The following is a 17,103-nucleotide window of genomic DNA, read 5'->3' on the forward strand; positions in this document are numbered from 1 at the left end:
CCGGGAGCCCTCCCCGCGCGGCTACTCCGTGTCGTGCTCCTCCATCACCCCAAGCATCTGCTGGGCCTCGGCCCGTCGCTCCTGCGCCTCCTCGTCGCCCTCGTCGCAGCCCTCGTACGCCGTCAGCACCGCACGCGCGCGTGCGGCGGCCCGGGCCGGGCGGCTCAGGTCGGCCTCCAGCCAGCCGGCGGCGAGTTCGGCGCCGGTGCGGCTGTGCAGGGCGTCGTCGCCGAGCGAGGCGAACACCGCGGCGGCCCGCGTCACCTGGGACAGGGCCTCCTCCAGTGCGGTCCGGATCGACTCGTCCTCGGCGTCCTCCGTGGCGGAACGGGCGAGCAGGTCGCTGAACTGCCGGTGGGTGTGGCCGAGCTCGGCGGTGAGCCGCTGCCGGGCCTCCTCGTCGTCCGCGGCGTCCAGCGCCGCCACGCACTCGCTGACCGCGCTCGCCATCAACTCGGACGCGGTGTCGTCCCCGCCCGCCACGTCCTCGCCCGCCGTGCCCTCCGGGGTCTCCACGCGCAGCGCCAGCCATGCGCGGGCACGCAGGGAGCGGACGAGGCCGTGCACGTTGCCGAGGGAACGCCACAGCGCGCCCGCGCGCGCGTATGCCTGGTCCGCCTCGGCGTGCAGGCCCGCGTGGCCGAGGGACTCGGCGGCGAGGTGGGCGAGCGTGGCGTGGTCGTGCTGCTCGGGCCAGTGCCGGGCGATCTCGGCGGCCTGCAACCGGCGTTCGGCCGCCGCGCGGTGTTCGCCGAGCTCGCTCAGGCAGTCGCCGAGCCACCACTGCGTCTGGACGACCGCCCCGTCGCCGTGTGTCTCGGCGCTCAGGTCGGGCAGCGCCGACTCCAGCACCTCGGCCGCCTCGGCCCACCGTCCCTGCCGCAGCAGGAACCCGCCGAGCTGCTGCCGCGCCCAGGCACCCAGCGTGCGGCTCTCGCCCGCCTCGTCGGCCCAGTGCGCGGCCTCAAGGGCGTGTTCGGCGGCCTCCTCGGACAGCCCACGGCCGCCGAGCACCTCGGCCAGCTGGAGGTTCAGCTGGGCCCGCCCGGTCGCCTCGAGATGCGGCCCGCCGTGCTCCAGGGCCGCCCGCAGCGCCCGCTCGGCCTCCGCCGTGTCGCCGAGATGGTGCGCGAGTCCGGCCAGCCGGGCCTCGTACTCCACCGCGAACCACGGCAGCCCCGCCCCGACGAACGCCTCCGAGGCCCGCGCGAACAGCTCCGCGGCCCCCGCCACGTCCCCGGTGAGCGCCGCCAGCTCCGCGAGCATCGCCTGCGCCTCCGCGGCCCGCGAGGTGAGCCGTACGTCGTCCCCGGCCCGCCCGTCGACGAGCGCGAGCACCTCCCGCGCGGCGATCTCGGCGTCGGCCAGGACGGCGCCCTGCACCGTGTCCTGCGCCTCGTGCACCCGGCGCATCAGAATCCGCGCCCGGCTCATCAGCACGGCCGCCGTCTGACGTACCTCGGTGCCGTCCTCGGCGTACAGCGCGAGGATCCGGTCGTACAGGCCGGCAACAGCGGTGAGGGCCTGCGGCACCTCGCCCGCGAGAGCGCGTACGTACGCTCCACGCGCGCGTGCCGCCAGGGCCTCCCCGGGGTCGCCCGCCTCCGCGTACAGGCCGGCGGCCTCCTCGAACAGGGCGATGCCCTCGGGGCCCAGGTCCATCGCCCGGTGGTCGGCGATCTCCGCGCGGTCGCGGGCGGCCAGCTCCACGCCCTCGGCGGCTCGCGAGACGGCCGCCCAGGCCTCGATGGCGTTCGGCTGCAGGGTGTCCGACAGGCGCCCTGCCTCGGCCAGCAGCGTGGCCAGGTCGGGCTGCCCGTCCGAGTCCTCCGGCACGCTCGCCGCAGCCGGCGCGGGCAACGTCATTGCCGTCGGCCGAGCCGGCGTACGCACCCCCAACGGCAGCCGCTCCACCAGGGGCCGCTGTTCCATACGCGCGCGTGCCCGCTCGCTGATGTGCCCCGTGCCGTTGCGCTGATCGAAGCGCGCGGCCAGGGCGAGGGCGTCTTTGCGCGCGTGGACGGCGAGTTCGCGAGCGGTCCAGGTACGGCCCGCCGGACCGGGCACCTGCTGCTCACCCAGCCCGAGCCCGGTCAGGCGGTCCATGAGCAGGGCCACCACCGACATGAACTCCAGCCTGCTGCGCGGATGCCCGTCGTCCGTGAAGTACGCGGGCCGCTCGGCGAGCAGCTCCAGGCCGCGCGCCTCGTTGCCGGTCAGCGCACAGAACTCCACGTGGTCCGCGTAGGCCCCGCGCATGCTCTCCATGGCCCGGACGAGGCGGAAGCCGCGCAGATGGTTGGCGCGGGCCTCGTCGAGGCGGCCCAGGCGCAGCAGCGGCGCCAGGGAGGACGCGAGGACCGTGTGCGGCTCATGGGCGCAGGTGAACTCGCCCTCCAGGACCGGCCCCCACAGCCGCAGCCCCTCCGCGTCCCGGCCCCGTTCCGCCTGCCACCACCCCTGCCCGTGCAGCTCGCACGCGTGGCAGTCCGCCATGCTGTCCCGGTCGGCGGCCAGCCAGGCGCCGTACGCCCGCTCGGCCCGCGCCACGTCCCCGACATGGGCGGCGACGCTGAACTCGGCGCTGCGCACGGCCCGTTCGGAGTGCCCGGCGAGCCGGTAGCGGTGCTCCATCTCGCCGAGCCACTTCTCGATCGAGGCGAGCGGGATGTGCGGCTGGTCGAGCATGCCGGACGACATCCACTTGAAGACCCAGTGCAGCGAATGGGTCTCGTACTCGTCGAAGTCCGCGGGCCGCTCGTCCCACATGCGCAGCAGACGCGCGAAGGGGACGAACATCTTGTCCTTCTCGGAGCTGTAGTTGTAGACCTTCAGCTGGTGTCCGAGCGCCTCGATCACGGCGAGCGGGATGTTCAGCTTCTCGGCCTCGGCGAGCAGCTGCTCCGCGCGCGCGTTGCGGGCGGGACCCTCCGGCTCCTCGCCGTTGTCCGCCATCGCCCGGCGCAGCGAGTCGAAGTCCGCGATCCCGTCGGTGCTGCTCATCGGCGGCCCTCCTCGCCGTTCGTGGCCCATTCCAGCAGGCCGATGAAGGCCCGGTTCAGCAGCGCCGAGTCCGTCGGCCGGAGCGGACGCTGGGCCATCAGCAGCGCCTGTCCGTAGAGGGACTCGGTGGCCGTGCCGATCAGCTCCGGATCGCCCAGTGAACTGATCCGCCGGATCAGCGGGTTGAGGTGGTTGAGCACGAGACGCGCGCGTGGTGCGCCGCCGCGCAGCGAGCCGAGGATGCCCGCCCACAGATCGTCGGCCTGCTCCTCCGCCTGCGCGCGGGCCTGCTCGTGCCGGGCAGCCCGGTCGTCGAGGTGCAGCGCGGGCACGGACAGCGGATGGAAGGCGCGCAGGACGACGTCACAGCCCAGGGGGTCGAGCTTCGCCCGCGCGGCCGCCAGGAAGCCCGCCAGGGCCAGCTCCTCGGCCGGGTCGACCGAGTCCAGATGGGCGGTCACGGTGTCCGCGTCCAGCTCGGCGACGACCGTCCCCGGCCGCACCGAGGGCAGCGCCTCGACCAGCTCGCTGTCGTACGTGTAACCGCCGTTGATCACCCCGACGCCCTGCGCGGACGCGATCGGCGCGACCTGCCGGTACTCCTCGACGGTCCGCGTGAAGTGCACCACCGGGTGGCGCTGCGCGAACTCCTCCAGGGACAGCCGCCCGTCGGTCGTCTCGAAGGGGAGCCACGGCAGCATCGTGCGCAGCATCTCCTTGTCGTGCCGCGCGAGGGACTTCACGCCCAGGTGGTGCACGGACAGGAAGGCCGCCAGCCGTTCCGGATCACCGGCCGCGAGGCCGGTCAGCCAGGACCGAATCTTTTCCCCGAGCGCCTCTCGTACGGCCGCCAGCGTCTCGTCCTCGTAGAGCGACTCGCGCGAGGCCGTCGGCCGCAGGCTGTCGGTGTCCAGGACGCAGCGCACGAAGAACGCCCAGTCGGGCAGCAGCTGTTCGGCCCGCTCGGTGAGCAGCATGCCCTTGAGGTGGACGCGATGGCCCGCCCGCTGGGCCGGGCTGACCGCCGAGGGAAGGACGTAGGCCATACCGCGCATCCCCGCCAGCGGCACGTCCAGCTCGATCGAGTCCAGCGGAGTGAAGCCGAACAGGTCGTGACAGTGCCGGGCCAGGGCCACCCGCCGGTTGGCGGGGGAGGCGTACGGCCGGTCCCAGGGCGCCGGCAGGTCGGTGACCGCCTCGCCGCCGACCCGGACGTCGTACGGCAGCAGCGAGCCGAAGTCCCGCGCCAGCGCCAGGACCCGGTCCTCGGCCAGCCACTCGGCGGCCCCGGCCCGCGCCACCAGGTGCACGGTGGTGCCCGGTTCGGCGCGGGCGTCGTGCGGCAGCGTCCGTACGGTGTACGAACCGTCGTCCGTGGCCGTCCACTCCACGGGCGCCGCGTCCGGCGTACGGGCGCTGCGGCTGACCACCCGGATCCGCTCGGCGACGACGAAACAGGCCAGCAGACCGATGCCGAACTGCCCCAGGAAGTCGGACCGGGCCTCCTGCAGCCCCTCGGCACGCTTGGAGCTGCGCCCGATGGTGGCGAGGAGGTTGTGCACGTCCGCCTCGGTGAGCCCGACCCCGGAGTCCTCGACCCGCAGGGCGCCCGACTCGGCGTACAGCCGGACAACGGCGGGCGCGCCCGGCTCCTCGGCGCGTCGGGCGGTGATGGCGTCGACCGCGTTCTGCAGCAGCTCGCGCAGGTAGACCTTGGGACTGGAGTAGAGGTGATGGGAGAGCAGGTCCACCAGACCGCGCAGGTCGACCTGGAACGTATGAGGTGACTGGGGTGGCTGAGGTGCCTGGGATGACTGTGAGGTCTGGGAGTCCATCGTCACGGCGCCGTTGGGGGGACTTGGCGACGGCGCGGGGTCGGGCGGTCCCGGTGAGGCGGTAACCGCGAAAGGATGGCCGGAGCGCGCCATCCTAGAGCCGAAACGAAACGTCTGACCAGGGGTTTCCGGGACGTTTACCGGGACGGCCGCGGCGGCCTCTACGGCATTGTCAGTGGCGTGGTGTGGAATGGATCTCGTGCCCGCACTGGAAGAACCACTGAAGAAAGTGCTCGGCCCTCCCACCGCGAAGGTGATGGCCGAGCACCTCGGCCTGCACACGGTCGGCGACCTCCTGCACCACTACCCGCGCAGATACGAGGAGCGCGGCCAGCTCACGCACCTGGCCGACCTCCCCATGGACGAGCACGTGACGGTGGTCGCCATGGTCGCCGACGCCCGCCTGCACACCTTCGCCTCCGCCAAGGCCCCGCGCGGCAAGGGCCAGCGCCTCGAAGTCACGATCACGGACGGCAGCGGCCGCCTCCAACTGGTCTTCTTCGGCGCCGGCGTTCACAAGCCCCACAAGGAGCTCCTGCCGGGCACCCGCGCGATGTTCGCGGGCAAGGTCTCCGTCTTCAACCGCCGCCTGCAACTGGCCCATCCGGCCTACGAGTTGCTGCGCGGCGACTCGGAGGAGACGGTCGAGACCTGGGCCGGCGCCCTCATCCCGATGTACCCGGCCACCGCCAAGCTGGAGTCCTGGAAGATCGGCAAGGCGATCCAGACGGTCCTTCCCCATGCCCAGGAGGCCGTCGACCCCCTCCCCGACTCCCTTCGCGAGGGCCGAGGCCTGGTCTCCCTCCCGGAAGCCCTCCTGAAGATCCACCGCCCGCACACCAAGGCGGACATCGAGGACGCCCGCTCCCGCCTCAAGTGGGACGAGGCGTTCGTCCTCCAGGTGGCCCTCGCGCGCCGCCGGCACGCCGACGCCCAACTCCCGGCGGTGGCCCGCAAACCCAAGCCGGACGGCCTCCTCACGGCCTTCGACGACCGCCTCCCCTTCACCCTCACCGACGGTCAGCAAAAGGTCTCGAAGGAGATCTTCGACGACCTCGCCACCGAACACCCGATGCACCGGCTGCTCCAGGGAGAGGTCGGATCGGGCAAGGCGCAACCCCTCGACTCACTCGTGCTCACACCCTCCGGTTTCCGTCGGATGGGTGACCTGGGCGTGGGGGACGAAGTCGTCGTGCCGAACGGGGAGCTCGCGCTGATCGACGGCGTCTTCCCGCAAGGCGAACGCGATGTGTGGCGCCTGGTCCTCTCCGACGGAAGTTCCGTGGAGTGCGACGACGAGCACCTCTGGATCGTCGGCACCAGGTGTGGGTGGCACCGGGGCCAGGCTCCCAAGATCATGACGACGCGGGAGATCCGTCTCGACACGTTCAAGGCAGACGGGTCCTCGAAGTGGTACGTCCCAGCCGCAGCACCGGTCGATCTCGGAGGCGACTCGGGGCTGCCGCTGGACCCCTACCTGTTCGGACTTCTCCTCGGGGACGGCTCGTTCCGTCACCCCCTCCGTCTGTCGACGACCGACGACGAGATTCGTGATGCCGTGTCGGCCGCCGTGGCGCCGGAATGCCGCCTGGTGCCGGTGAAGGGTTCGCGCTGCGACTACACGATCGAGCTTTCCCGGCGTGCCGATGGAGTCCGCAACCCAGTGATCCAGACCCTGCGGGATCTGAACCTCTGGGGCGAGACGGCGCAAGGCACATTCGTTCCCGACGCTTTCAAGAACACATCGGTCAAGAACCGTCTCGCTCTGCTGCAAGGGCTCCTGGACACCGACGGCACGATCCACGCGGACGGTATGAGCCTGTCGCTCCGCACGGCCTCGCGCAGGCTTGCGGACGATGTCGCCTGGCTCGTGCGCTCGCTGGGCGGCCGTGCGCGCGTCCTGCCGGAACGAGCTGCGTGGAACGTGTCGGTCGCCCTGCCCGACGAGTACGCGCCGTTCCGCCTGACCCGCAAGGCCGAACGTGTCCGGCCCCGGCCGCAGTACAACACCTTCCAGCGGGGAATCCGCGCGGTCGAGTACGTGGGGCGAAAGCCGGCCCAGTGCATCAGCGTGGCTCACCCGAGCCACGCGTACATCACCGACAACTTCACGGTCACCCACAACACGATGGTGGCCCTGCGCGCCATGCTCGCCGTCGTCGACGCGGGCGGCCAGGCCGCGATGCTCGCGCCCACCGAGGTCCTGGCCCAGCAGCACCACCGCTCGATCGTCGAGATGATGGGCGAGCTGGCCGAGGGCGGAATGCTGGGCGGGGCCGAGCACGCCACCAAGGTGGTCCTGCTCACCGGCTCCATGGGCGCGGCCGCCCGTCGCCAGGCCCTGCTCGACCTGGTCACCGCAGACGCCGGGATCGTGATCGGCACGCACGCGCTGATCGAGGACAAGGTGCAGTTCCACGACCTCGGCCTGGTCGTCGTCGACGAACAGCACCGCTTCGGCGTCGAACAGCGCGACGCCCTGCGCGGCAAGGGCAAACAGCCGCCCCACCTGCTCGTCATGACGGCCACGCCCATCCCTCGCACGGTCGCCATGACCGTCTTCGGCGACCTGGAGACCTCGGTCCTCGACCAGCTCCCGGCCGGCCGCTCGCCGATCGCCAGCCATGTCGTCCCGGCCGCCGACAAGCCCCACTTCCTGGCCCGCGCCTGGCAGCGGGTGCGCGAGGAGGTGGAGAACGGCCATCAGGCGTACGTCGTCTGCCCGCGCATCGGCGACGAGGAGGACGACCCGAAGAAGGGCGGCAAGAAGAAGTCGCCGGAGGACGAGGCGGAGAAGCGCCCGCCGCTCGCCGTCCTGGAGGTGGCCGACCAACTGGCCAAGGGGCCCTTGCAGGGCCTCAGGGTCGAGATCCTGCACGGCCGGATGCACCCCGACGACAAGGACGCCGTCATGCGCCGCTTCGCCGCCGGCGAGACGGACGTCCTGGTCGCCACGACGGTCATCGAGGTCGGCGTGAACGTCCCCAACGCCACGGCGATGGTGATCATGGACGCGGACCGCTTCGGCGTCTCCCAGCTCCACCAGCTGCGCGGCCGCGTCGGCCGTGGCTCCGCCCCCGGCCTCTGCCTCCTGGTCACCGAGATGCCGGAGGCCGGCGCGGCCCGCCAGCGCCTCAACGCGGTCGCCTCCACCCTCGACGGCTTCGAACTCTCCCGCATCGACCTGGAACAGCGCCGCGAGGGCGACGTCCTGGGCCAGGCCCAGTCCGGAGCCCGTACCTCCCTGCGGGTCCTCGCCGTCATCGAGGACGAGGAGATCATCGCCGAGGCGCGGGACGAGGCGGCGGCGCTGGTGGCCGCCGACCCGGAGCTGACCAACCTGCCAGGTCTGCGTACAGCACTGGACGCCCTCTTGGACGAGGAGAGGGAGCAGTACTTGGAAAAGGGGTGAGGGATACCGACCCACCGGTGCGGGCTGTACTGGACATGCGGCTACCGCCGCATGAGCGCGACCAGCCACACTGGACCCAAAGCCGCACACAACCAAGGACCAAAGATGACCCGCGTGATCGCCGGCGCAGCCGGCGGACGTCGCCTCGCCGTCCCCCCGGGCACCGGCACCCGCCCCACCTCCGACCGCGCGCGCGAAGGTCTCTTCTCCACGTGGCAGTCCCTCCTGGGCGGCCCCCTGGAAGGCGAACGCGTCCTCGACCTCTACGCGGGATCAGGCGCAGTCGGCCTGGAGGCCCTCTCCCGCGGCGCCGGCCACACCCTCCTCGTCGAAGCCGACGCCCGAGCAGCCCGCGTCGTCCGCGAGAACGTGAAGAATCTCGGCCTCCCCGGCGCCGAGGTGAGGTCGGGCAAAGCCGAACAGATCATCCAGACCCCGGCGCCGACCGAGCCGTACGACATCGTCTTCCTCGATCCCCCGTACGCCGTCACGGACGACGATCTTCGCGAGATTCTCCTCACACTCCGCTCAGGGGGCTGGCTCGCGCCGGAGGCACTCGTCACCGTGGAGCGCAGCACCAGAGGCGGAGAATTCCGGTGGCCGGGCGGCTTTGAAGCGCTCCGGGCCCGTCGCTACGGCGAGGGAACGTTTTGGTACGGTCGCGCCGCCTCTACGTGCGAAGACGCACGATGACCGGACCGGAGAGCGAGGGATCACAAGTGCGCCGCGCCGTCTGTCCTGGGTCATTCGACCCGATCCACAATGGACACCTCGACATCATTTCCCGCGCCTCCAGGCTGTACGACGAGGTCTACGTCGCAGTCATGATCAATAAGTCCAAGAAAAGCCTGTTCGAGGTCGACGAGCGCCTCGACCTGATCCGCCAGGTCACGGCCGAGTACGGCAACGTCCGGGTCGAGGCCTTCCACGGCCTCCTCGTCGACTTCTGCAAGCAGCGCGAGATCCCCGCCATCGTCAAGGGCCTGCGCGCGGTCAGCGACTTCGACTACGAACTGCAGATGGCCCAGATGAACAACGGCCTGTCGGGCGTGGAGACGCTCTTCGTGCCGACCAACCCCACCTACAGCTTCATGTCCTCCTCCCTGGTCAAGGAAGTGGCGACCTGGGGCGGCGACGTCTCCCACCTGGTACCCCTCGTGGTCCTGGAGGCCCTCAACAAGCGCCTGCGCAAGGACTGATGGGGCTCCAGTCGTCCCGTCCGTCTCCATCACAGCTGTAGAGAGTGGCGAGCACACGGTGGACGTACAGAAGAAGCTCGACGAGATCGTCGCGGCCGTCTCGGGTGCCCGGTCGATGCCCATGTCGGCCTCGTGCGTGGTCAACCGAGCCGACCTGCTCTCGATGCTCGAAGAGGTCCGCGAGGCCCTGCCCGGCTCCCTCGCCCAGGCCCAGGAGCTGATCGGCGACCGTGAGCAGATGGTCGAGCAGGCCCGTCAGGAGGCCGAGCGGATCATCCACTCCGCGCACGCCGAGCGCGGCTCCCTGATCTCCGACACCGAGGTCGCCCGCCGCTCCCAGGCCGAGGCCGACCGCATCCTCGCCGAGGCCCGCAAGGAGGCCGAGGACATCCGCGCGGAGGCCGACGACTACGTCGACTCCAAGCTCGCCAACTTCGAGGTCGTCCTCACCAAGACCCTCGGCTCCGTCGGCCGTGGCCGCGAGAAGCTCCTCGGCACCGGCCCAGGCACCGACGAGCAGGGCTACGAGGACGAGGACGCCCCCGAGCGCAGCCACGACCCCGAGACCCTGCGCCGCACCGCCGACGAGTACGTCGACGTCAAGCTCGGTGCCTTCGAGGCGGTCCTGGCCAAGACCCTGGAGGCCGTCGGCCGCGGCCGCCAGAAGCTGCACGGCCGTATCGCCACGGACGACCTCGGCGCCCTCGCCGACGACCTGAGCACGGTCCAGCACTCCAGCGACGCCGACTACCTGGCCGACCTCGCCGCCCTCGCGGAGCAGGACGCCTCGGCAACCGCCGCCGAGCAGCCCGCCCAGCAGCAGCAGTACGACCAGCAGGCGGCCGTGCAGCCGGCGTACGGCTACCAGCAGCAGAGCGCGGATCCGTACGGCGGCTACCAGCAGGGCTACGGCGGCCAGCAGGACCCGTACGGCTACCAGCAGGCCCAGCAGGCCGACCCCTATGCCTACCAGGGCTACGCCCCGCAGCAGCCCGCCTACGACCCGAACCAGGCCCAGCAGCAGGCCGCCCAGCAGCCCTCGCAGGGCAACCAGGGCTACGCCCTCGACGAGACCAGCCTCTTCGACACCGGCATGATCAGTGCGGAGCAGTTGCGGGCCTACGAACAGGGGCGAGGCCAGTAAGGGGCCACCGGATTGGGCCGTGAGCGAAAGGTCCAGTATCCTGGCTCTTCGGTCGCGCGTACGTCCGCGATCAACGCTGCCCGGGATCACCGCAGGGCAGCAACCCTCTGAGCTCAGTAGATCGAAAGCAGGAATGGCGTGACAGCCCGCCTCGACCACCGCAACCCTCTCGTGTTCGACACGCACGAGCTGGGCCGGCGGCCCGGTGCGCTGCAGCGCCTGACCCGCACGGTCGACGCTCCCAAGGACTTCGGTATCCAGGGGGTCATCGGAGTGCCGGAAGGCGCCCCGGTGGAGCTCGAGCTCCGACTCGAGTCGGTCATGGAAGGTGTGCTTGTCACAGGCACCGGCCGTGCACAGGCCGAGGGGGAGTGCGTAAGGTGTCTGGAGCCGCTTCAGCTCGACGTCGAAGCGGACTTCCAGGAGATGTTCTCGTACCCTGACGCCGATGATCGGGGCCGCGCACACCACGCGGAACCCGGCGACGACGCCGAGGACGACGAGGACAGGCTCTTTCTCGAGGACGGCCTGTTCGGCCTCGAATCCGTGCTGCGCGATGCGGTGGTGCTCGCACTGCCGATGCAGCCGGTGTGCCAGGAAGACTGCCCGGGACTGTGCGCCGAGTGCGGCGCACGCCTCGCGGACGACCCGGACCACCACCATGACGCCGTCGACATCCGTTGGGCGGCACTGCAGGGACTCGCCGGTTCACTCGAAGACGGCGAGAAGGACGAGATGAGCGGCGCCGAACCGGGCGTCGACGAGAAGCAGGAGAAGTAGCCGTGGCTGTTCCGAAGCGGAAGATGTCGCGCAGCAACACGCGCCACCGCCGGTCGCAGTGGAAGGCTGCGGTCACCCCCCTGGTTGCGTGCGAGCGCTGCCACGAGCCCAAGCAGCAGCACATCGCGTGCCCGTCTTGCGGCACCTATAACAAGCGCCAGGTCCTCGAGGTCTGAGCGGCTGGTGAGAGGCACTGTGTCCACGCCGAAGAAGAACGCAGCGGACAACACAGCCTCGTCCCACACGCTGTTGGAAGGGCGGCTCGGGTACAAGCTCGAGTCCGCCCTTCTGGTGCGTGCGCTGACCCACCGTTCCTACGCATACGAGAACGGCGGTCTGCCCACCAACGAGCGCCTGGAGTTCCTCGGGGACTCCGTCCTCGGCCTCGTGGTGACGGACACGCTGTACCGCACCCACCCCGACCTGCCCGAAGGCCAGCTGGCCAAGTTGCGGGCCGCGGTGGTCAACTCGCGTGCGCTGGCGGAGGTCGGCCGTGGGCTCGACCTGGGCTCCTTCATCCGGCTCGGCCGCGGTGAAGAGGGCACGGGCGGCCGGGACAAGGCGTCCATCCTCGCCGACACCCTGGAAGCGGTGATCGGCGCGGTCTATCTCGACCAGGGCCTGGACTCGGCGGCGGAGCTCGTGCACCGCCTGTTCGACCCCCTGATCGAGAAGTCCTCGAACCTCGGAGCCGGCCTGGACTGGAAGACGTCCCTCCAGGAGCTCACCGCGACCCAAGGCCTCGGCGTCCCCGAGTACCTGGTCACGGAGACCGGCCCCGACCACGAGAAGACCTTCACTGCTGCCGCCCGCGTCGGAGGCGTCTCGTACGGCACCGGCACCGGCCGCAGCAAGAAGGAGGCGGAGCAGCAGGCCGCGGAATCCGCGTGGCGGTCCATCAAGGCCGCAGCGGACGAGCGGGCCAAGCAGGCGAAGGCGGCAGCAGACGCTGCCGAGCCCGAGCCCGATGCCGACGCCGACGCGTCGTCGGCCTCCGCCTGACCGAACAGCGCGATCCGAGCGCCCGTGCCCGCCTTGGGCCGGGCGGTCGGCTCATATCCTCAGTCGTAGGAACACGGGGGAGTACGGGGGAGCCATGCCCGAGTTGCCCGAGGTCGAAGTGGTCCGGCGCGGTCTGGAGCGGTGGGTCGCCCATCGCACCGTCGCCGATGCCGAGGTGCTGCACCCGCGTGCCGTACGGCGGCACATCGCCGGTGCGGACGACTTCGCGCACCGTCTCAAGGGCCACCGCATCGGCATGCCGAGCCGTCGCGGCAAGTACCTGTGGCTGCCGCTGGAGGACACGGAGCAGTCGATCCTGGCCCACCTCGGGATGAGCGGCCAGCTGCTGGTGCAGCCGCAGGGAGCGCCCGACGAGAAGCACCTCAGGATCCGCGTGCGGTTCGCCGACGCCCTCGGCACCGAACTCCGGTTCGTCGACCAACGCACCTTCGGCGGCCTGTCGTTGCACGACAACACCCCCGACGGCCTGCCCGACGTGATCGCGCACATCGCCCGCGACCCCCTCGACCCGCTCTTCGACGACGAGGCCTTCCACCAGGCCCTGCGCCGCAAGCGCACGACGATCAAACGGGCCCTGCTCGACCAGTCGTTGATCAGCGGCGTCGGCAACATCTACGCGGACGAGGCCCTTTGGCGCACCCGCCTCCACTACGACCGCCCGACCGCGACCTTCACCCGCCCGCGCTCCCTCGAACTGCTGGGTCACATAAGGGACGTCATGAATGCCGCCCTCGCGGTGGGCGGCACGAGCTTCGACAGCCTGTACGTCAATGTCAACGGCGAGTCGGGCTACTTCGACCGGTCACTGGATGCGTACGGCCGTGAAGGGCTGCCGTGCAAGCGGTGCGGTACGCCGATGCGCCGACGGCCCTGGATGAACCGGTCCAGCTACTTCTGCCCGACGTGTCAGAGGGCGCCGCGCGTCTCGTCGTAATTCCGGCGTGCTTCGAGCACGTCGTCCATCTGCCCCTCCACGAAGTGGATGAGGGTCAGCAGCCGCTCGGTGATCCCGCGTCCCAGCGGTGTCAGCTCATAGTCGACCCGCGGTGGATTGGTCGGCTGGGCCTCGCGGTGCACCAGGCCGTCGCGCTCCAGGGCGTGCAGCGTCTGGGACAGCATCTTCTCGCTGACGCCGTCGACGCGGCGGCGCAGCTCGTTGAAGCGCAGCGAGCCCTCGTACAGGGCGCCGAGGGTGAGTCCGCCCCAGCGGCCCGTGACGTGCTCCAGCGTGCCGCGCGAGGGACAGGCCTTGGCGAACACGTCGTACGGGAGGTTCTGCGCCTCCGTGCGCTCCTGCATGGTGTCCATATCTCAAGCGTACTCGAATGCAGCGCTAACCCGCAGGTTGCACTAACTAGAAGTTAGTGCTTTCCTTTGGGTGCCGCCAGTGAACTGCCTATGTCAGGAGTACGTACGTGACCACCCCTGTTGTCTCCATCGCCTACCACTCCGGCTACGGCCACACCGCCGTCATCGCCGAGGCCGTCCGTTCCGGTGCCGTCGAGGCCGGCGCCGAGGTGCACCTGATCAAGGTGGACGAGATCACCGAGGAGCAGTGGGCGACCCTCGACGCCTCGGACGCCATCGTGTTCGGTTCGCCGACCTACATGGGCACCGCGTCCGGCGCCTTCCACGTCTTCGCGGAGGCGACCTCGAAGCGCTGGGCCGAGCAGGCCTGGACGGACAAGCTGGCCGCCGGCTTCACCAACTCCGCCTCCAAGAGCGGCGACAAGCTGCACACCCTGCAGTTCTTCCAAATCCTCGCCGCCCAGCTCGGCATGCACTGGATCAACCTCGGCCTGCTCCCCGGCTGGAACAACAGCGCCGGCTCCGAGAACGACCTCAACCGCCTCGGCGTCTTCACCGGCGCCGCCGCCCAGACCAACGCCGACCAGGGGCCGGAGGCCGTTCACAAGGCCGACGTCGCGACGGCCGAGCACCTGGGGCGCCGGGTGGCCGAGACGGCGAAGGTGTTCGCGCGAGGGCGCGTCGCGGCCGCCTGAGTCGCGCCGTAATGAACGCGCACGACGCGCCGTCCCCGCTGTAGCCTGCCCATCGAGTCGGCCACTGGGGGGACGGCGCCTTGGGGGTAGGTATGTGGGACGGCCCGTTCTATCGGGTGCGCAGGGACGGGTACGAGATCTGCTTCGTCGTGGGCGTGGGGGTGGGCCTCGACGAGGTCACTGATACCGACATGTGGGTGACGTTCGCCGACGGACAGCGCTGGACCGGGACCGTCTTCACCCTCGACGAGGCGCGCCGCCTGATGGACCGCTCGAAGGACACCGGGGAACGTCTCGGCGGCCGGTACTTCTATGGCTGGGACAACCTGCTGGTCCGGGACCGGGGCATCCCCGCCATGGTCCAGGTCATCGACGAGCTCGTCGCCACCGGCGACTACCGCTCGGCCCTGCGCCCTGCGGGCCTCGCCGAGGACTGACAGCCGGTCAGTAACCGAAGTCCTGCGTCCACCAGGGCCCGCCGGAGCCGAAGTGCACACCGACCCCCAGCGTCTTGAAGTCGCAGTTCAGGATGTTGGCCTTGTGGCCCGGGCTGGTCATCCAGGCGTCCATCACCGCGGCCGCGTCGGCCTGGCCGCGGGCTATGTTCTCGCCGCCGAGGTCGGTTATGCCCGCCTTCGCGGCCCGGTCCCACGGAGAGGCCCCGCCGGGGTCGGTGTGGTCGAAGAAGCCGCGCCCGGCCATGTCCTCGCTGAAGTCCTGGGCCAGATCGGCGAGTGAACTGTTGGCGGCTACCGCGCTGCAGCCCACCTGTGCGCGCTCGTCGTTGACGAGCCTCAGCACCTCGGCCGCGGCGGCGGCCTCCGCGGACACCGTCACGGGAGCGCTGGTCCTCTCCTTCTCCGGCTCCTCCTCGGGCGCCTTCGTGGCCGTACGCGAAGGGGTCTCCTTCGGCTTCTGGCTGGGCGTGGCCGAGGGCTTCTTCGACGGAGTCTTCGTCGGCGCGGCCGACGAGGTCGACGGGGACGGCGAGGCGGGCCGCTGGACGTCGCGGCTGGCCGAGCCGCCGTCGTCGTGGTTCTCGGCGCTGCCGGACGTGCCGCCCTGTTCGCTCGGGGAGTTGGTCGGGGTGTCGGCGGCCTGCACCTTGTCCGCGCTGCCCGAGCCGCCGAGCTGGTAGTTGTCGATGCCGGGCACCACGCCCGTGGCGACCGCGACCGTGCCCAGGGCGACTGCCGCGGAGACGCCGAGCAGTCCGGTCTTCACCGGAGCCCCGGCCTTCTTCTTGCGGCGGCGGTGCGAGCTGCCCCTGGGCCGCCCGGAGCCGCCGGAGGGCGTGAAGCCCTCGCTGCGGAAGACCGCGGTGGTCGCACCCGCGTCGGAGTCGCCGAGGGATGCGGCGTCGCCGGGGAAGGTCGTGGGGTCGGTGATCCGGTCGTAGTCGTCGGCCGAGGCGTACAGGTAGGCGTCACTCTTCGCGTAGGCCTCGGCGTACGCCTCCGGGTTCAGATAGGGCGCGATGCCCATCTGCGTGGGGTGGTCCCTCGTGTACGAGTCCCGGGGGTCGTGGCCCTCCGTGTAGGAGCCGTCCGTATGTGTGACCCCTGTGGCGCGGCCGGTGGCGGCGCGGCCGGCGGCGGAGCGTCGGTGGCGTCCCATGTTCTGGCCTTCCTCGTCCGTGCGGTCTCAAGATCCTCACAGAACTCACTCGATCGTGTGAGTTTCATATGGGATTCATTGGGTGGGGACGGTACCGCATGGCGCCAGAGGAGGAAGTGCCCGGAGAGACATTGGCCCGTTAGGTTGCACTCATGAGCGAGGATGTACGGCTGGTCGCCTGGGTGCGTGGACGCGTCCAAGGCGTGGGTTTTCGCTGGTTCACGCGGGCCAAGGCGCTCGAGATCGGCGGCCTGAGTGGTTTTGCTCTCAATTTGGACGACGGACGGGTCCAGGTCGTCGCTGAGGGCGCCCGGGATGGGTGTGAGGGACTCCTGGACTGGCTTCAGGGCGACGACACGCCCGGGCGCGTGGACGGTGTCACCGAGATCTGGGACACACCTCGCGGGGGTTACGACGGCTTCGCCGTCCGCTGAGCCGGATCCGCAAAACGGCCCCGGTGCAAGCGGGCGGACGTGCCACCGGCAACTGCCCCAAGCAGAAAGAAGCAGGTGGTTGCCAAGAACCGCTTGCAGTGGCAGGCTCCGCACGTAAGGATGATCGCCACGCCCCGAGGGGCCCGCAGGAGTCGCCGCGCAGCCGCCATTCGGCCGTGTGCCCCCGGGTTTGCCCGCCAATACGGGGCGTGATCGTGTTGACCGTCAAACTTTTTGGTGAGACGCTGAAAGCCCCGCGCACCTTCGCTGTTTGGCGTGGCTGAACGGCAGTACAACTAAGGCCTGCCAAGCAACCGCGGGTGCGAATCCCTCACGACCCACACCGCATCGGTCGGTCACTCAGTGTGGAGGACCATCCATCATGGCAAAGGCGCTTCTCGGTTACGTCGGCGGCTCCGACCCTCGACTCCTCGCCGAGATGCGACGGCTCCAGCAGCGTGTCCAGGACCTGGAATCCGAACTCGGACGCATCCAGGCGGAGAACGACGCTCTGCAGGCTGCCGCTTCTCACGACAGGATCATGGAGAGCATCGACGCACACCAGGCGGAGCCTGCGCTCACCTGATCACTGCATCGCTCCACAACAGCACAAGCAGTGGTTGGGAGGCCCGTATCCAACCGCTAAGTAGTTG

At 70.5% G+C, this 17,103-nt stretch carries 16 protein-coding genes; 12 read left to right on the forward strand and 4 right to left on the reverse strand.

Features of this window, described 5'->3' with window-relative positions:
* Positions 1-21: 21 nt before the first annotated feature.
* Positions 22-3,003: a tetratricopeptide repeat protein gene (locus AB5J49_RS33585; RefSeq protein WP_369172611.1), complete on the reverse strand. Its 2,982-nt coding sequence runs from the start codon at positions 3,001-3,003 to the stop codon at positions 22-24.
* Positions 3,000-4,838 carry an HSP90 family protein gene (locus AB5J49_RS33590; RefSeq protein WP_369172612.1) on the reverse strand — a complete coding sequence of 613 codons (1,839 nt, stop codon included), beginning with the start codon at positions 4,836-4,838 and terminating at the stop codon, positions 3,000-3,002. Before AB5J49_RS33590 ends, AB5J49_RS33585 begins: the two co-directional genes overlap by 4 nt.
* A gap of 190 nt (positions 4,839-5,028) precedes the next feature.
* On the opposite strand from AB5J49_RS33590, the gene AB5J49_RS33595 reads away from it, so the two are divergent.
* The 8 genes from AB5J49_RS33595 (at position 5,029) to mutM (ending at position 13,330) form a co-directional block, all read left to right on the forward strand.
* Positions 5,029-8,250 carry a helicase-related protein gene (locus tag AB5J49_RS33595; RefSeq protein ID WP_369172613.1) on the forward strand — a complete coding sequence of 1,074 codons (3,222 nt, stop codon included), beginning with the start codon at positions 5,029-5,031 and terminating at the stop codon, positions 8,248-8,250.
* 105 nt (positions 8,251-8,355) lie between these two features.
* Positions 8,356-8,943: a 16S rRNA (guanine(966)-N(2))-methyltransferase RsmD gene (gene rsmD, locus AB5J49_RS33600; protein ID WP_369172614.1), complete on the forward strand. Its 588-nt coding sequence runs from the start codon at positions 8,356-8,358 to the stop codon at positions 8,941-8,943.
* 26 nt (positions 8,944-8,969) lie between these two features.
* Positions 8,970-9,449, forward strand: a complete 480-nt coding sequence (coaD, locus tag AB5J49_RS33605; RefSeq protein ID WP_369175348.1) for a pantetheine-phosphate adenylyltransferase — start codon at positions 8,970-8,972, stop codon at positions 9,447-9,449.
* A gap of 58 nt (positions 9,450-9,507) precedes the next feature.
* Positions 9,508-10,593 carry an ATP synthase F0 subunit B gene (locus AB5J49_RS33610; RefSeq protein ID WP_369172615.1) on the forward strand — a complete coding sequence of 362 codons (1,086 nt, stop codon included), beginning with the start codon at positions 9,508-9,510 and terminating at the stop codon, positions 10,591-10,593.
* 138 nt (positions 10,594-10,731) lie between these two features.
* Positions 10,732-11,373 (forward strand): DUF177 domain-containing protein, encoded by a 642-nt coding sequence (locus tag AB5J49_RS33615; RefSeq protein WP_369172616.1) that lies wholly within the window; start codon positions 10,732-10,734, stop codon positions 11,371-11,373.
* Positions 11,374-11,375: 2 nt separating this feature from the next.
* A complete protein-coding gene (gene rpmF / locus AB5J49_RS33620; RefSeq protein ID WP_015657589.1) occupies positions 11,376-11,549 on the forward strand; it encodes a 50S ribosomal protein L32 in 174 nt (57 codons plus the stop codon).
* A gap of 19 nt (positions 11,550-11,568) precedes the next feature.
* Positions 11,569-12,375, forward strand: a complete 807-nt coding sequence (rnc, locus tag AB5J49_RS33625; RefSeq protein ID WP_369175349.1) for a ribonuclease III — start codon at positions 11,569-11,571, stop codon at positions 12,373-12,375.
* Positions 12,376-12,469: 94 nt separating this feature from the next.
* The gene (mutM, locus tag AB5J49_RS33630) at positions 12,470-13,330 is read left to right on the forward strand and encodes a bifunctional DNA-formamidopyrimidine glycosylase/DNA-(apurinic or apyrimidinic site) lyase (protein ID WP_369172617.1); all 861 of its coding nucleotides are present in this window, start codon (positions 12,470-12,472) and stop codon (positions 13,328-13,330) included.
* Here mutM and AB5J49_RS33635 read toward each other — a convergent pair.
* The gene (locus AB5J49_RS33635) at positions 13,303-13,704 is read right to left on the reverse strand and encodes a winged helix-turn-helix transcriptional regulator (RefSeq protein ID WP_369172618.1); all 402 of its coding nucleotides are present in this window, start codon (positions 13,702-13,704) and stop codon (positions 13,303-13,305) included. The two genes, mutM and AB5J49_RS33635, sit on opposite strands and share 28 nt — an antisense overlap.
* 107 nt (positions 13,705-13,811) lie before the next feature.
* On the opposite strand from AB5J49_RS33635, the gene AB5J49_RS33640 reads away from it, so the two are divergent.
* Together AB5J49_RS33640 and AB5J49_RS33645 are read left to right on the forward strand one after the other, a co-directional pair.
* Positions 13,812-14,399, forward strand: coding sequence for a flavodoxin family protein (locus tag AB5J49_RS33640; RefSeq protein WP_369172619.1), 588 nt, complete (start codon positions 13,812-13,814; stop codon positions 14,397-14,399).
* An 80-nt stretch (positions 14,400-14,479) separates the two neighbouring features.
* On the forward strand, positions 14,480-14,836 hold the full coding sequence (locus AB5J49_RS33645; protein WP_369172620.1) for a hypothetical protein: 357 nt from the start codon (positions 14,480-14,482) through the stop codon (positions 14,834-14,836).
* 7 nt (positions 14,837-14,843) lie between these two features.
* On the opposite strand, the gene AB5J49_RS33650 is transcribed toward AB5J49_RS33645, so the two are convergent.
* Entirely contained in the window at positions 14,844-16,016 is a 1,173-nt protein-coding gene (locus tag AB5J49_RS33650; RefSeq protein ID WP_369172621.1) for a CAP domain-containing protein, read from the reverse strand.
* 152 nt (positions 16,017-16,168) lie between these two features.
* Between AB5J49_RS33650 and AB5J49_RS33655 the strand changes: the two genes are divergently transcribed.
* Both AB5J49_RS33655 and AB5J49_RS33660 read left to right on the forward strand, forming a co-directional pair.
* On the forward strand, positions 16,169-16,450 hold the full coding sequence (locus AB5J49_RS33655; RefSeq protein WP_369172622.1) for an acylphosphatase: 282 nt from the start codon (positions 16,169-16,171) through the stop codon (positions 16,448-16,450).
* Positions 16,451-16,832: 382 nt separating this feature from the next.
* Positions 16,833-17,036, forward strand: a complete 204-nt coding sequence (locus tag AB5J49_RS33660; RefSeq protein WP_007493378.1) for a hypothetical protein — start codon at positions 16,833-16,835, stop codon at positions 17,034-17,036.
* Positions 17,037-17,103: the final 67 nt, after the last annotated feature.

Origin of the sequence: Streptomyces sp. R28 (genome assembly GCF_041052385.1) — a bacterium.
Classification (GTDB): Bacteria; Actinomycetota; Actinomycetes; order Streptomycetales; family Streptomycetaceae; genus Streptomyces.

Coding starts and splice junctions, on each gene's coding strand:
- AB5J49_RS33590 (WP_369172612.1), bottom strand. CDS start 4,838: ATGGACTCCCAGACCTCACAGTCATCCCAGGCACCTCAGCCACCCCAG.
- mutM (WP_369172617.1), top strand. CDS start 12,470: ATGCCCGAGTTGCCCGAGGTCGAAGTGGTCCGGCGCGGTCTGGAGCGG.
- AB5J49_RS33595 (WP_369172613.1), top strand. CDS start 5,029: ATGGATCTCGTGCCCGCACTGGAAGAACCACTGAAGAAAGTGCTCGGC.
- AB5J49_RS33655 (WP_369172622.1), top strand. CDS start 16,169: ATGAGCGAGGATGTACGGCTGGTCGCCTGGGTGCGTGGACGCGTCCAA.
- AB5J49_RS33585 (WP_369172611.1), bottom strand. CDS start 3,003: ATGAGCAGCACCGACGGGATCGCGGACTTCGACTCGCTGCGCCGGGCG.
- rsmD (WP_369172614.1), top strand. CDS start 8,356: ATGACCCGCGTGATCGCCGGCGCAGCCGGCGGACGTCGCCTCGCCGTC.
- AB5J49_RS33635 (WP_369172618.1), bottom strand. CDS start 13,704: ATGGACACCATGCAGGAGCGCACGGAGGCGCAGAACCTCCCGTACGAC.
- AB5J49_RS33650 (WP_369172621.1), bottom strand. CDS start 16,016: ATGGGACGCCACCGACGCTCCGCCGCCGGCCGCGCCGCCACCGGCCGC.
- AB5J49_RS33660 (WP_007493378.1), top strand. CDS start 16,833: ATGGCAAAGGCGCTTCTCGGTTACGTCGGCGGCTCCGACCCTCGACTC.